The sequence below is a fragment of the Paenibacillus gorillae genome (assembly GCF_000513275.1).
In the GTDB taxonomy this organism is placed as follows: domain Bacteria; phylum Bacillota; class Bacilli; order Paenibacillales; family Paenibacillaceae; genus Pristimantibacillus; species Pristimantibacillus gorillae.
In genome coordinates, this window is sequence record NZ_CBVJ010000109.1 from 1 (window position 1) to 15,433 (window position 15,433).

The following is a 15,433-nucleotide window of genomic DNA, read 5'->3' on the forward strand; positions in this document are numbered from 1 at the left end:
CCGCCTGTGTCTGGAGCGAACCAGCTTTCGCTATCCGTGAACCTTGGTTCTCCAGTAGCGAAAATTAGTTCGCAGTTGCCCCACAGCGAACTATGAAACCATCGCCGAACGAAGTTAACTTCGTTAATTAACGAAGCTGGTTCGCTCCAGGCATCAACGCCTCTGCGCAGCGAAGCTAGCCTCGCTATTTGCGAAGGCTAGTTCGCTCCACAGACCAGCGCTCCTGCGCAGCGAAGCTGGCTTCGCTATTTAGGAAGGTCGGTTCGCTGTTTAACTCCACCGCGCTTCCTAAGGAAGATAGTTACTTTATTTGTGAAGCTGGTTCGCTCTAGGCAATAACGCTTCTGCACAATGAAGCTAGCTGCGCTAATGCGAAGCCAGCTCCCCGGCAGCAACTCCCCCTCCTACAAAATAAAACAGGCTTCGCTAATAAGCGAAGCCTAGCCTGCCCTAATCCCATCTACTGCCTACTAGCGCAGCACGATCCTCTTATACAAATTAACCGTTATGAAATAATAAGCGGAATAGATCACTGCAAACAGCAGGATCGGCAGCCACAACCGGTAATACGGCTCCGCCAAAATAAACGAAAACAAGCGCATGCCGACCAATACATGCAGCAGACCGGCAATGCCCGGGAACAGAAAGACAAGCAGCAGCTCCGTGTAAATCGAGCGCGACAGCCGCTCCCGGCGCACGCCAAGCTTATGCAGCATTTCATAACGCTGTATGTCTTTGGCTGCTCCGGACAATATTTTGAACATCAAACAGCTGGCCATCATCGCCAGAAAGGCGAGGCCGAGGAAAAAGCCCATGAACATCGTGCCGCTTGAAATGCCAAGCGCCCGCTGGTAGTTCTCGTATTTGCTCCAGGTCACTGTAATCCCAGCATTTTTCTCCATGGCAAGCTGGTCCAGCTTCTCCCATGAAGAACGGTAGGTCAGAAAGTCGTCCGTTCTGCCGATTACAACAATTTGCTCCTTCGCCTTCAAAGCTTCGAATTGCGCGTTATCCACTAAACGAACGTAAGAGTAAGACAGATCAGGGGGTGCAATTTGCCATAGAAAGGTTGTCCAGTCCGCGCTCAGACTTTCCCTGTCATCCCGCTCCATTCCACTATCCGTTCCCCCTTCAGCTCCATTACCAAATCCCGCATCAGAGCCGGCAGTATCTCCATCCGCACTCTCCCCCGTTACTCCACCAGCAGAGCCACCCGCTCTTTCCCCAGCCGATGCCTTTCCCGCAGAATCAGCAGCCGTCCCCTTCAGCAGCGGATCTTCCACTCTCTTAAGCTGATCCCAGTAATCACGGCCTTGTTGGGAATGAACGAGCGGCCGTTGCGACTCCAGATCATCCTTCGCATAATAAAGAACTTCATTGTCCAGCTTATAACGATAGGTGAACCGCTCTTTGAACGGAATGCCTGCCAGCACCTCCGTCTCCGCTTCATTCGGATTATGAACGGCCGTATCATACACACGGTAGGTCTCACCTCGAATAAACGCATCATTCCAAAAAGCCAATCCGCCAGCAATTGCCCCTGCTCCAAGCGCAATAAGCATCGCTACTGTAGCGAGCAGCTTCGTCAATCCATTGATCCGAAAACTAAGCTGCCCGAACGTAAACGCCCGAATGCCGCGCAATTGCTGACTTCTCTTCAACCGGGCAATAAACGGAGGCAGAAACGCCATAAACAACAGATAAGTGCCGAGCGGCGTCATGAAGGTTGCAGTAAACAAACCGATCTCCCGCAGCTGCTCCATGAACGTCAGGGACAGATACCCAAGCAAAATAGCGATAACGCCAACAACGACCATCACCTTTTTCCAGCCGCTGCTGCGCCAAGGACGATCAGCCCTCGTACTGCCGTGCAACAGCTGCAGCACCTGCAGACGCGCCAGCTTCAATTGATTCCACAAAGCAGAGAAGACAAACAACGCGACGAAAAACAAAACGGTAAATCCGATTGCCGGACCATATACTGGATAATAGCCCGCCAAATCAACTTGAAGTTGCCTGGCCATAAGACGCCCAACCAGCGCCGAAAGTCCAAAGCCGATACCAAGTCCAGCAGCCAGAGCAACCATACCAAGCACGATCGTCTCAATAAACATCAGCTTGCGTATTTTATCTTTTCTGGCTCCCAGCACCATATAAAGGCCAAATTCCCGTTGGCGAAGCGAGAGCAAAAATCCGTTGGCATACAAAATATAAAAAAACGTAATCGCCGAAAGCAGTACTGTTCCTAACACATAAACGAGCTGAATGGAATTGATAACCGCATTGTTCTCTGTGAAGCTGCGATTCCACGCCATCGTCTGAAACATATAAAAGATCGATATCGAAATAACGAGTCCGGCCAGCAGCACCAAATAGTCCTTCAGCTTACTCTTCATGCCGGATAGGGCGAGTTTGATCAACATGACGCCAGATTACCCCCTATCCGCAGCGGACAATTCCTTGGCAGCAGCTTCAGCCGCCGCCGCGCCGTAATCGCCCAGCACATTCAGAATTTGCTTATAAAAAGCTTCGCGGCTCCCCAGCCGGTAAAGCTCCTGCACCAATCGTCCATCTTGAATGAACAATATTCTGCTGCAATAGCTAGCGCTGAAAGCGTCATGCGTGACCATAAGAATCGAGATTTGCTGCTGCTCGTTCAGCCGCTTCATTTGCTCCAGAAGACCGACTGCATTTTTCGTATCCAATGATCCCGTCGGCTCGTCGCCCAGCAGCAAAGCAGGCTCATGCACAATGGCCCTTGCAGCCGCCGTCCGCTGCCGTTGGCCCCCTGATATCGTCGCCGGATATTTATCCGCAAGCTCGGCGATGCCAAGCTGCTCCAGCACTTTCCCCACTCTGTCCATAATTTGATGAACCGGTAAGTCTTGCAGCGATAAAGGCAGGGCAACGTTCTCGTAAACCGTCAAATTGTCGAGCAAATTGAATTCTTGGAAAATAAAGCCGAGACGCTGCGCACGGAAATCCGACAGCTCCCTCGCTTTCATCCGCGTAATGTCTGTTCCCGCAATCGCGACTGTTCCCTCCGTTGGATGATCCAGTGTGGAGACCACGTTCAGCAGCGTTGTTTTCCCCGAGCCTGATGCACCCATAATGCCAATAAATTCGCCTTCCTGCATCGTAAAAGAAACATCATTCAGGGCAAAAAGCTTGATTCTCTGTTTTCCCCCCAATATATTTTAGATACATTGTTCATCTCAATAACCGGTTTTATAGTCATTCCCAGTTGCATCTCCTTCTGAATGCGGCACACCAACATCAATCCAGTCCATCGCCGCATTTGATTTATTCAGTATAAGGAAGACTGTTAAAGAGACTCTAATATAACCTTTAAGATTTTCTTATTTTCCCGACGTCCAAATTTAAGAGATGGCTGCACGCAAAAAAAAGCGGCCGCAACGGCCGCTCGCTCACTCCGCTAAAACTAACTTCCAGTGCCTTGATACCGGTTCAACCCCGCATTCCACACTCGATACGCGATAAAGAATAAAATGACGCCAACGACAGGCGTAGCATAAGGCAGCCACGAGACAAACAGCGATCCGCCTTCCTTATCCAGAATGAGCTGGGACGGATAGAAATTAACGAAGCCGTAAGGAATGATAAACGTCAGTACGATCCGCAGCACTTTGCTGTAAATCGAAATCGGATAGTCAGCAAATCCCCGGATGCCGAAGATAACGACGTTCATGACCGCACGGGCACGCACGATCCAGAAGCACATCGAGCCAGTAATGACGATGAAAGCCGCTTGAATGAGCACCGCTCCTAGCAGCAAGGCTACAAATCCGGCATAAGCCGCTAGACTTGGATGGAGATCAAGACGGCTGAAGCAGAATCCGAGCATCAAAATCGCAATCACAATGTCACCCAGGAAAAAATGACCGAAGCTGCGGATAATCATATGGATGAACGGATTAATCGGTTTGACCAGCAGACTGTCAAAGGAGCCTTTGTGCACATCTTCCTCGACATCATTCATTTGAAAAAAGAAAAACACCGCCGCGATCGCGTAAGTGAGCATATTGAGCGTATAAATGATCATGACCTCGTACATATTCCAGCCGTTAATCGTCTGGAAGCGGCTCATTAGCGCCCAGATTACCGCATAGCTCACGATATGCGAGAGGGCAAAGCCGACAAAGTCCATATAAAAGCCGAAGCCGTGCTCCGTTTTGCTTTTGAAATAAATCGGAATAAACCTTGCGTAAAGCTTCAAGTATCTCATGGTAACCTCCCTTAGCCTCCCTGAACGACTAGCCGCCGAACGGCTTTCGACCACATCCACTTTTGCAGCAGCAGCATGCCTGCAATCCATGCCACCTGCTGAAGAACGATCGCGAGCAGCTCCTGCCAGCCCGTTACTTTGCCCAAATAGACGGAGATCGGTTCATAGTAAATGAGGCGAAACGGCAGGAAGTAGGACACCTGCACCAGTGAATCAGAAAAGAACCAGATCGGAATAAACGCGCCGGAAAACAACCGGATCAGCCCGTTAAGCACCGTGTTGATCTGCCAAATCAGAATATACCAGAACGCAATAAGTCCAATCGTGTACGTGATGAGGAAATTAAGAATCAGGCCGTTGAAGACTAGAATCAGGAAGGCGATGCCGCTTGCAAGCGAAGGAAGCTGTACGTGGAAGAAGAGCAGGCTGACAATAACTAAAGGCACTAATTCAAACAGCATCCGGTACATGTTCGTACCGAAGGTCTGGCAGAAGATAACGGAACGGAAACTCATTGGTTTAATGAGATCCATCGCGATCTCGCCTGAGGATACCTTGGAGCTGACTTTAAAAATAACATCATTCGTAGCAAATACCGATATAACCGAGCTGATTACGACATACGTAATCATTTCTTGAATGGAAATCGATCCGGCCTGCGAAGCCAACTGGCCTGATTCCCCGAACAAAGCGTGCCAGATATAGACCTGAACGAATATTTTGAACAGCTGGCCGAAAAGGAATAGCAGTACCTCAGCCCGAAATGCGAGCAATGTGCGGAAAGCGTTCAGCGTCATCTCCCGGTAAAGGGCGATTCTCATGCCATCACTTCCTCACGCGGGCGCTCTTCCTGACTGAAGCCTGCATACAAATTGCGAATGATCTCTTCAATTTCCGTTTCCTTGACCTTAAAATCCCGAACGGAGTAGCGGTCCATTATCCATTTAATAACAGCGGAGGAATTGATATTTTTCTTGTCATAGACAAGTTGAGTGCGAGCTTCTTCGGTCTGGGAGGACGTAATGCCCATACGAAGCAGCGCATCGTCCATCACAAAAACTTCTTCGGTGTCCAGCTCCATCGTCTCCATATTGCCGTAGTCATTCTTAAGCGTAGACAGATTCCCGTCATACATGAGCCTGCCGTGATCGACGACCATAACGCGGCTGCACAGCTTCTCGATGTCGGACATATCATGCGTCGTTAAGATGACAGTTGTGCCTCTTTCCCGGTTGATCTCGCGAATGAATTCACGGATTCTCTCTTTCACGACGACATCGAGCCCAATTGTTGGCTCATCGAGATAGACGATATCGGGATCATGCAGCAATGCCGCGCACAGATCGGCCCGCATCCGCTGCCCCAGACTGAGCGACCGTACGGCTACGTTCTTGAATTCGTCCAGCCCGAGAATATCGCCGAATAGCGCCATATTTTGCTGATAGCGATCCTCCGGTATATCGTACATATACTTGGTCAGCCGAAGCGATTCAATGACGGGCGTATCCCACCATAGCTGACTTTTCTGCCCAAACACCGCGCCAATTCGCCGCGCGTTCTCAATCCGGTTCTCGAACGGCACCAGTCCGTTCACATGCACCGCCCCGCTTGTCGGGACGAGAATGCCGACCATCATTTTGATCGTAGTCGATTTTCCTGCACCGTTTGGCCCGATGTAGCCGACAATTTCGCCTTGGTCGATCGTAAACGAAATGTCCTCGACCGCCACCTTTTGCTCATATTCCCGGTACACCAAGCTTTTCATCAACGGCCAGAACCCGTCACGACGCTTTTGTCTTTTGAATTCCTTGCGCAGGTTTTGCACCTCTATAAGCGGCATGAGTGACCCTCCCTTTATCCGTATCCGATTAATTGTAGAAAAAGGAAATAGATAAAGGTATATGGGAATCTAGTCTTTTGCAGTACGCTATTAGCCGTTTAAGATTCGACAACGCCCAGCGCTTTGTTTTTCTCCTTAAATTTCTCGTTATGGGAGGACACGTACGCCATTCTGGCAGCCTCAGGCTCTAGATACAGCTTTGCACTGTTAACCGCGATTCCTGCATCGGTGAAAGCACCAGCGATCAGATTCAGCTTACTCTCAAAATAGGCAAAATCACCCGCCGCAAAAATACCCGGCAGATTGGTCGCTAGCTTCGGACTTACGAACACATTCCAATCGTCCATGTCCAAGCTCCAGTCCTTGATTCCGACGAAATCGGATTTCAATCCATGGTTTACGATCACTTCATCCACGACGATCATTTCGGATTCACCTGTCTCGGTATGGCTGATCGTTACCTGATCGATCGCCTCTCCATTGCTGCTGAACAGCCGGCTAACCTCATACGGCGTCCGCACGTCGGCCGTGGAGTTCTTCATTTTCGCAATATGGCTCTCATGTCCGCCAAACTGGTTTCGCCGATGCACCACCGTCACCTTTTCCGCAATTGGCTCCAGCTCATTGGCCCAGTCCACTGCTGAATTGCCTCCCCCGGAAATAAGCACCTTTTTCCCGCGAAACGGTTCCAGCTCCTGCACGGTATAATGCAAATTAGACACCTCATACCGCTCGGCCCCTTCCAGCTCCAGCTTCGCCATCTTCAGAATGCCTCTGCCGATCGCCAAAATAATCGTCCGCGTCCAGTGCTTCTCACCGCTGAGCGTTACCAATATATAACTGCCATCCCCTTGTTTCTCCAAGCGTTCAACCTGCTGTCCCAGCACGATTGCCGGCTCGAAGGTGTGTGCCTGCTCCTCGAGGGTTGCAATCAGCTTCTCGCATAGGGTTGGAGCTACCCCGCCTACGTCCCAGATCATCTTTTCCGGGTAGATCAGCATTCTGCCGCCCAGCTTCTCGTTCGCGTCGATCAGCTTCGTCTTCATATCCCTCATTCCGCTATAGAAAGCAGCATACATCCCCGCAGGGCCGCCGCCAATAATGGTTACATCGAACAATTCCAGTTGTTCCTTCATGCCTATCCCTCCATTGCCTCATTGTGAGAGTCATTCTCAATTAAAATTGTAGTTCGCAAGCAATAGCGGGGCAATGGACAAACTGTAATCCTGTTTTGTAATTATACAAAGTCGCGATCAGCCAATAGGCCAATAATGAAATAGAAAATTTAAGTTTAGCTTCTGGGGACAGAGCGGTCATTGTTCTAAAATAAAAGCATTCATTACCTATCAGACAGCCCGTCGCACAACCCCGATAGAGGTTGTTTGAGATACGAGGAGGAAAAAACAATGTCAACGATTCAAGGAAGAGCAGTACGAACAGCCGTCATCGGTTACGGGGGTGCCTTCAATATCGCCAAAATGCACGCCGATCACATGCTGCAAAACGGTATGGAATTTATTGCAGTCTGTGAGATGAATGAGGAGCGTTTGAATCAGGCACTGCAAGATTTTCCCGGTATTCGCGGCTATGCAACAGTAGAAGAACTGCTGGCACAACCGGATATCGATCTGGTAACGGTTATTACCCCGCATAATTCTCATTACTCACTGGGCATGCAAGTGCTGGAGAGCGGCAAGCATTGCGTCCTCGAAAAACCGATGAGTATTACGGCAGAGGAAGGCGACGCGCTCGTCCGCAAAGCGAAGGAAAAGGATGTCATGCTCTCCGTATTCCATAACCGGAGATGGGATTCGTGGTATTTGACCGCTAAGCAGCTGATTGCGGAGGGGCGCCTGGGTGATATTTTCGCTGTGGAGCTCTATACCGGCGGACACGGCCATCCGGGTCATTGGTGGCGTGCTGACAAAAGCATCTCAGGCGGAGTCGCTTATGATTGGGGCGCTCACTACATCGATTGGCTGCTCGGCCTTGTTCCAAGCCGGATGACGACAGTTCGCGGCTTTACGCACAAGCTGAAGTGGCATGATGTGACCAATGAAGATCACATGGATATTTTCATCGGCTTCGAGAATGGAACATCGGCAAGCTTGTCGGTCTCGTCACTTGCCTATGCGCCAAAGCCAAACCGCCGGATTTTGGGGACAAAGGGCGCAATTATCAGCAATGGCGATGAGGAAGTTATTTTATACGAGGATGTAGACGGGAAAAGAGTGGAGACGAAGGTAGCCTCCATTCCAAGCAGCTGGATTAGCTACTATAGAAATATAACCGCTCATTTGACGCAAGGTGAAGAGCTTGTCGTTAAGCCTGAAGAGTCCCGGCGGATTATTGCCGTGCTCGACACGGCCGGCCGTTCTGCGGCAGAAGGCAAAGAGCTGCCTGTACCGTTCGAATAGTTAGAGGTGGAACTAACAGCCGCATATTTGCCGTCTTTATAAAAATAAGGCTTTTTATACTGCATACGCTCCTGAAACCAGGGATCGGCTACAAGTCCCTTTCACACGCTGGCATACCTGCGCTGTCCACGCTCGGTTCATGAAGGAGGGCAGCGGGAGAAACAAAATGTAAAAGTACATGTTGATGGACCTCAAATGGCCCCAAAACGCCATCAAAATGCAAAAATACATTTGAAATCCGAAAAATTGGCCCAATCGAAGCTTTTTAGACCGATCAGAATGCACTTTTGCATTTTGATGCGATAAATCGCCGATATCTCGGCTAACAAAATGTACTTTTGCATTTTGACTCAAGTATCTGGTGCGTTTAGCTACTGCGCAGCAACAGCGTCCGCACCGCGCGGCACGCGGTGCTCGGTCGCACGTCGGCGGTCAAACCAAACTTCTACGATAATCAGTAGCGATCCCACTAACGCATACATCCTCGCCTCTTCAAACAAAAAAGCTGTCGAGAAAACTCTCGACAGCCTTTCTTCAAACACATACCGCAAACTGTTTAAACCTTCTGCAGCGTCGCAAACGCCCGGTCAAAGCCAGCCTTTGACCGCTCGAATGCCGCTTCCGTCGTTGCCGGAGCATCAGCATCTTGCGGCATGAGCACCTCTTGCGCAACGATGCCTGTGTAGCCGATTTTTTGCAAGCTGCTTAAAAAGCCGCTCAAATCAATTACTCCCTCGCTCGGATAAAGCCGCTCATGATCAATCACTTGCTCAATCGGCAGCGCTTTAGCGTCATTCAGATGAACATAAACAATCTGGTCCGCCGTCAACTGCTCCAGATCAGCGGTCGTCAGACCGTTGGTATACCAATGGTAGGAATCCATCAGCAAACCAACATTTGGTCTGCCGATGGCAGCAGCAAGCGCCAGCGTATCCTCCATCGTATGAATGAACGGATAACGGAAGGCTGTCCGCCAATGATGCGGCCCAACGAATTCAAGCGCCAGCTTGAGTCCGTGTTCGCCAATAATATCAGCACATTGCCGAAGCCGGTTGACGGCTTGTACAGCCAGCAACGCAGGCGAATGATCCGTTGAAGGCAATATATATGTCGTGCAAGTGTCGCCCCCCAGCAAAGCGGCTGCCTTGGCGCGGCGCTCTAACTGCTCGAGCCCTGCCCGGAAGTCCTCCTCGCCATTGCGCCAATCCAGACCCAAATCGATAGCGCCCATGGCGATTCCGTAATGTTGAAGCAATTCTCGGGCTCCATCTAGTCCCTCTGACTCGATTAAGCCAGCCGCATCAAGCTCTACAGCTTGAAAACCGTATTTCGAGGCCAGCTCCAGAAACCGCTTATCGTCACCGACGTCGCAGAGACCCGCACGCGTTAATCCTTTTAACATCCTCTTCATCTCCATCTGTGTACGAATACAATAAAATAGAATTAAGACCAATCGAATAAAACGCCGGAGTAATGCTCCTTGTCGTTCCGAAGCCCTTCATAAGCGGATGCCGCATCCTCTGGCTTCAAAATATGGCTGATCAGCGGCTCAATACTCAGCTTATTGTCCGCCATCAATCCGAATACGATCTTCGAATTGCGCTCAAGCGAATGCTTAACAAATCCGTCTCTGCCAACCGGGTAACGCCATTCATGCGCCCCCTTAAACGTAATGCTGCCGTAATTGGCCAAATGAACATAATTGAATATTTCGGTCACATTCGCCTGATATTCGCCGCGCGGACTGCCCAGGAAGATCAGCTCGCCGAACTTGGCGATTAACGGCAAATTATCAATGGCTGCTTTCGGCACGCCGGTAGCCTCGATTAGTGTCGATACGCCTTCGCCGCCAGTCAGCTTCATAATCTCTTCACGGACATTCGTCTGTTCCGCATGCAGGGCTGCACGAATTCCCGTCTTTTCCGCCAATTTCAAACGCTGTTCCGACAAGTCAATTCCGAATACATTCGCTCCCTGCAGTGTGGCAAGCTGCGAAGCCATGTTGCCGATTAAGCCCAGACCTGTAACGGCAACATTGTCGCCCAATTCAATTTGCGATACCCGTGTCGAGGTAAAAGCAACTGTCGCCATCCTCGTGAATGGAACCCAGGAGAGCGGAATGTTGTTAGGCGCTTTCAAAAGTAAGTCGTTCGCCGAAATGATCTGGTACGCCGAGTGATCACCGTAGTGGAATACATTTTCGCCCGGGCTAAATTCCGTAACGCTGTTGCCTACTTCCACAATTTCACTTACCGCCGCATAGCCGGGTACGCCTGGCATACCGAACCATCCCTCGTTGCCGGACAGGCAGGCGAGCTCCGTTCCGGGGCTGATTAGTGTAAATTTCTTTTTCACCAAAATATCATGCTCTCCAATATTGGCAGCGGATATTGATGCGTCCTGCAGTTCAACCTGCCATGGCGCTGTAAATACGATCTGTTTATTGTGCATTCTGGAATGCTCCTCTACTTAACCATCCTTGCGGACCGTCGAATGGGCAGCGTAAAATTGGCTGGGCGTAATGCCAACCGTCGCTTTGAACGATCGGCTGAACAAATGAATGCTGGAGAAGCCTACCTCCTCCGCAATGACCGTGATCGTCTTGTGCCCTTCCATAATTTTCGCCTTCGCCTGCTCGATCCGCACATGGGTAATATATTTTTGAATCGTAATTTGCAATTGTTCCTTGAACAAAAAAGATAAATGATTTGTCGAGACGCCAGCATGTCCGCTGATCGTCGCATTGTCGAGACCCGAATCGGCATACCGCTCGTGAATGTAGGAGATTGCTCTCTCGAGTACGCCCCATCCTTTGGTCAGCTTGCCCTCCTGCTCGTTGCGCCCAGTCTGGCCTTTGAGAAAGAAATATAAAAGCTCGATGACGATCGCCTTTGTCGCTAGATCGCGGTTCGCCTTATCATCCAGAAATACCTTTTGCATGAGTAAAAATCTTCGCTTCACATCCATCCGATCCGCTGTCCGCAAATGAGTGACGGGAACAACGTCCGCAAGCGCCTGCTCCCTTTCAGGAATAAGCCTCGTGAGCTCGTTGATCAGCCCCGTTTCCTTCAAGCCGCTCCGGACCTCATCGTAGAAAAGATCGAAATGAACGATGTACTGGATGAGCGGGACGTCCGATGTCGTTCGAATAATATGGGGAAGCAGCGGAGACATCAGAAACAGATCGCCCTCTTGGGCCTGATATTTTACCCCGTTTAGTATAAAATCAGCTTCGCCTTGCTCGATATAGGTAAAGACATGGTCAAAGTCGATCCACTCGCCGGAAAGCGAGGATGATTTGACGATTTTGACAACTCTTACAAAGGGGGAAATCGCATTCATCCAGGCTTCCATCCGTCGTTCCTCCATGCCGTTTAGATTATGCTCTTACTATAATCCATTCCCTGCATCGATCACAGCCCCGAAGCCGGCCCGTCTATTCTGCTTATCCCCTAACCGGTATGCCCAGCCGCTGCTCCACAAAATCTCTGCAAATTTCCAGGCTTCGGTATGGCGTACTCGTCGATCGGTCAATCTCAACCGTCAGCCAGCCATCGTAATGAATCTCATTCAAAGCTTCAATAATCGGATCGAAATCGATTTTGCCAAGGCCAAGCTCGCAGAACACCGGCACATCATTCCCTTCCATAAGCGGGAAGTCTGCGGCAACTGCACCGTCCTTCGTTACATCCTTGAGATGCACGTAGGCAACCCTTTCTTTGTAGCGACGAATCAGTTCGGCAGGATTCATTCCCGCTCCTGTCAGTTGAGCTGTATCCGGTGCGAAAAAGACAGCATCGGAATTGCACAGCTCCATGATGGCATCGACTTCATTCTCATCCTGCACTTCTGTCCATAGATGCGGATGAAGACAAGCTTTAATGCCAAGCTCAAGCGTTCGTTCCGCCGTCTCGGCAATCGTTGCAGCAGCAACCTTGAGTTCCTCCAGAGTAGCAGGCCCTTTACGGGGACCAGGACCCAGTACGACATGTCCAGCACCGCATTGTTTCAGTATTCGGGACAGCCGAACATTGTAATCTACAATATCCGGACGTTTGGATGGATCGGCAAATCGGCTGTCTCCCGGCACACCGCCGTAAAGAGCTGTCAATTCTAAGCTGAACTTCGCCAGCAATTCCTTAAACTCGCCAATGTTGTGTTCATATTGCAGTGCAAAATGAGGCCATGGCTCGATTGCCCGGTAACCGATTCTGGAAGCCTCTTCTATCGCTTGCAGATGGTTATCGCCCCAGGTAATGGCGTGTACCGCTACTTTCCCTCTAAATGCGTTCAACTGGCTTCACCTCCGCAGTAAAATAAAAAAATCCGGATATACCCCGATTATAGGGGTTGTATCCGGATGTAATCTTTAGCTTAAACCATTACTTTTTGTCCATAACACCGCTAAGTGCTATCGCTGCTAGCATGAATCTCTCTGTTGACAGGGTTGAAGCTGCTTTCAAGCTGAAATAAAAAAGCCGCATTCAGCGGCTTCTTCATTACAGACTACTGCTCTAATCACCAGCAGTCATTTCTCATTTCCTGAGCATCTTTATAACGCAGCTTCAGCTTCAGCTTCAGCGCCTACTTCTGAGAGTCCATTACCTTCTGCACAAACTCATCTACCGCTTCATCAACCAAGTACGGCCCATAATTCCATTTGTCGCGGGTCACATTGATAACCCGATTGTTCTTGATTGCAGGAACCGCTTGATACAGAGATCCTTGGAACAGCTCCGTCATGGGTCCCATCTCTTCTTCTGTCATTTGCGTGAAGAAGTAGTCCGCAGGCCGGTCGACCAAAGCTTCCATCTGCAAGGCTGTTCCGCCGTCTGCGTACTGTTTGAATTGCTCCGGCATTTGAAAACCGAAATCTTTATAGATCAGTTTGCCTAAAGTGCCGCCCTCGCCGCCCAATAGAACCTCACCCTTATAAAGGATAAAAGTTGCTGCTGTTGTGCCCGGCTTAATTTTGACATCAATCTGATCCCGGATACGCTGCAGCTTTTCCTCGAACTTCGTAATCCACGCCTCCGCTTGTTCCTTCCGGTTCATCACATCGCCTATCGTACGAAGCGTGTTCACAACGTCCGGATCTCCGCCCCATGCCACTGCCACGGTTGGAGCAATCTTCTGATACTTTTCATAAATATCCGGACTATAAAAGTCCGGTAATATAATCACGTCAGGCTGCAGCGCAGCGATCGCCTCTGCTTCCCCTAGCCCTTCGCCAATGCTCGATACACCTGCCATGTCATCGGGATATAGAGTAAGCGTCGTTTGATCAACGCCAACCGGCTTCAAGCCGAGTGGAAGCAAATAACCGCCATATGAAATAACGACGGCTTTACTAGGCGCCGCTGGAATCTCTACTTGCCTCCCTAATCCGTCGGTAATCGTCTTTGTTTTTGACGATGCATCGGCTGGTTTCTCGTTTTGCTGCTGGTTGTTCCCTTGTGCCCCCTGTTTCTCATTCGTTCCTGCTCCACCGCATGCTGCCAGCAGAAGTGACAGACTAAACAATAGCGCCACTGCAAAAGTTGGTTTAAAACTTGCATTCATGTCATCCACATCCCAAGCTCTATATTGATAATGATTATCTTTATTAACAATATAGTCTGTACCTGCTCTAGACTCAATGAACGATTTGGGCATAAAATTAGTAGAAATTGAACTTTTCATCCCTAACTTATGCATTTTGAACTGCGCGGGCGTGATTCCCGTCTGTTTTTTGAACAAGCGATTAAAGTAATACATATCCGTATAGCCGACGCTTTCCGCAATATCGCGTACAGCGACATCCTCTTCAGCCAGCAGCGCCTTTGCCCGGTTCATCCGAGTCTGAACTAGAAATTCGAGCGGGCTGCATTCATATTTGCGCTTGAATACCCGGGACAAATAGTGCGTGCTGTAATGGAACAGATTCGCTAATGTCTCCATCGAGATCGCCTGGCGGTAATACTCTTGAATATACCGGGCGATTCCCTCTGCCAGATCGGCTGTTTCCGATTCTGCTGGTGAATCGAGCAACTGGCGAAACTGCTCGTGGAGGAATTGATAGAACAATCCGTTCACTTGCAAACGTGCCAGATCGCCGTCTTCGCTCCATTGCCTGTGCATCGGCTCCAGCAGGGAAAGCAGTGTCCAGGGCTGCTTAGCCTGAAACGCATACGACTGCATAAATGGCGTTGGGGTGCTCCCTTCCTCATGTGGAGCTTGGATCGGCACTCGTTCCAATAACGGCTTGTAGAAGATCAGATAATAGTCGAACGGCCGGTTGAAGCAGCTGATATTCAATAGGGCGCCTTTTGCGCCATGAATAAGTTGATTATTAGACGGCGACGCTTCTACTCCATCCAGAGACAGACTGGCCTCTCCTTGATTAGCAAAAAGAAAAGCGCTGGATGGAAGACGGTAGGGCTGCAGCTTCTCCCCCGGCTTCATCGTTATATGCCGAATATCCAGCAGCTTGATCGGCGTTTGGCTCCATCTTCGGATTACTTCTTCTGGACCCTCCATTACAGCACCTCAAAACCCTATATTGTCTCTTATCATCATCATCATCATCATCATCGGCAATTCCTTTTCATTATTTCAAACTTTGTATAGAAAAGAAATGAAAATAGTCCGCCGTTGCTGTTGCCGCCTTGCTCTCAGGGCAGTTAGCGAAGCAGCTTCGCTAATCAATGAACCTGCATTCGCTAATGCTGACAACGAGAGGAGCATCACTGCTTCCAGCGAACCTCTTTTCGCTATTCGTGAACCTAAGTTCACCAGTTGCGAAGTTAGGTTCGCTATCTGCGGAATGCGACTGGATATGCCTCCTACAGCGAATTTCACTTCGCTAATTAGCGAATCTGCTTCGTTAACCCTCCACTAATCTGCAAATACGGTTCTTAACTACAGCTACACAGTGAACATCCCCTTATC

The 15,433-nt window shown here is 49.8% G+C and carries 11 protein-coding genes and 1 pseudogene; 1 reads left to right on the forward strand and 11 read right to left on the reverse strand.

The genetic code is table 11. The annotated features are described in order from the left end of the window. Positions 1-470: 470 nt before the first annotated feature. The 6 genes and pseudogenes from TY10_RS32320 to TY10_RS20485 all read right to left on the reverse strand — a co-directional run bounded on the left by TY10_RS32320 (position 471) and on the right by TY10_RS20485 (position 7,222). Positions 471-2,423: an FtsX-like permease family protein gene (locus TY10_RS32320; protein WP_042167563.1), complete on the reverse strand. Its 1,953-nt coding sequence runs from the start codon at positions 2,421-2,423 to the stop codon at positions 471-473. Positions 2,424-2,432: 9 nt separating this feature from the next. Further along, a pseudogene (locus tag TY10_RS20465) lies at positions 2,433-3,238 on the reverse strand (ABC transporter ATP-binding protein). A 204-nt stretch (positions 3,239-3,442) separates the two neighbouring features. Next, positions 3,443-4,246 carry an ABC transporter permease gene (locus tag TY10_RS20470; RefSeq protein ID WP_042167565.1) on the reverse strand — a complete coding sequence of 268 codons (804 nt, stop codon included), beginning with the start codon at positions 4,244-4,246 and terminating at the stop codon, positions 3,443-3,445. 11 nt (positions 4,247-4,257) lie between these two features. Then, positions 4,258-5,067, reverse strand: a complete 810-nt coding sequence (locus TY10_RS20475) for an ABC transporter permease (protein ID WP_042167568.1) — start codon at positions 5,065-5,067, stop codon at positions 4,258-4,260. Then, complete coding sequence (locus tag TY10_RS20480) at positions 5,064-6,086, reverse strand: ABC transporter ATP-binding protein (RefSeq protein WP_042167572.1); 1,023 nt, start codon at positions 6,084-6,086, stop codon at positions 5,064-5,066. Before TY10_RS20480 ends, TY10_RS20475 begins: the two co-directional genes overlap by 4 nt. A 98-nt stretch (positions 6,087-6,184) precedes the next feature. Continuing rightward, positions 6,185-7,222, reverse strand: a complete 1,038-nt coding sequence (locus TY10_RS20485; protein ID WP_042167575.1) for an NAD(P)/FAD-dependent oxidoreductase — start codon at positions 7,220-7,222, stop codon at positions 6,185-6,187. Positions 7,223-7,492: 270 nt separating this feature from the next. On the opposite strand from TY10_RS20485, the gene TY10_RS20490 reads away from it, so the two are divergent. Further along, entirely contained in the window at positions 7,493-8,503 is a 1,011-nt protein-coding gene (locus TY10_RS20490; RefSeq protein ID WP_042167578.1) for a Gfo/Idh/MocA family protein, read from the forward strand. A gap of 556 nt (positions 8,504-9,059) precedes the next feature. Here TY10_RS20490 and TY10_RS20500 read toward each other — a convergent pair. From TY10_RS20500 to TY10_RS20520, 5 genes are all read right to left on the reverse strand, one after another. Beyond that, positions 9,060-9,905: a sugar phosphate isomerase/epimerase family protein gene (locus tag TY10_RS20500; RefSeq protein WP_042167585.1), complete on the reverse strand. Its 846-nt coding sequence runs from the start codon at positions 9,903-9,905 to the stop codon at positions 9,060-9,062. Between the two features lie 41 nt (positions 9,906-9,946). Next, complete coding sequence (locus TY10_RS20505) at positions 9,947-10,954, reverse strand: zinc-dependent alcohol dehydrogenase (RefSeq protein WP_042167588.1); 1,008 nt, start codon at positions 10,952-10,954, stop codon at positions 9,947-9,949. A gap of 18 nt (positions 10,955-10,972) precedes the next feature. Beyond that, positions 10,973-11,857, reverse strand: a complete 885-nt coding sequence (locus tag TY10_RS20510) for an AraC family transcriptional regulator (RefSeq protein ID WP_042167591.1) — start codon at positions 11,855-11,857, stop codon at positions 10,973-10,975. Positions 11,858-11,948: 91 nt separating this feature from the next. Next, the gene (locus tag TY10_RS20515) at positions 11,949-12,797 is read right to left on the reverse strand and encodes a sugar phosphate isomerase/epimerase family protein (RefSeq protein WP_042167594.1); all 849 of its coding nucleotides are present in this window, start codon (positions 12,795-12,797) and stop codon (positions 11,949-11,951) included. A 290-nt stretch (positions 12,798-13,087) separates the two neighbouring features. Then, the gene (locus TY10_RS20520) at positions 13,088-15,022 is read right to left on the reverse strand and encodes an AraC family transcriptional regulator (protein ID WP_042167596.1); all 1,935 of its coding nucleotides are present in this window, start codon (positions 15,020-15,022) and stop codon (positions 13,088-13,090) included. Positions 15,023-15,433: the final 411 nt, after the last annotated feature.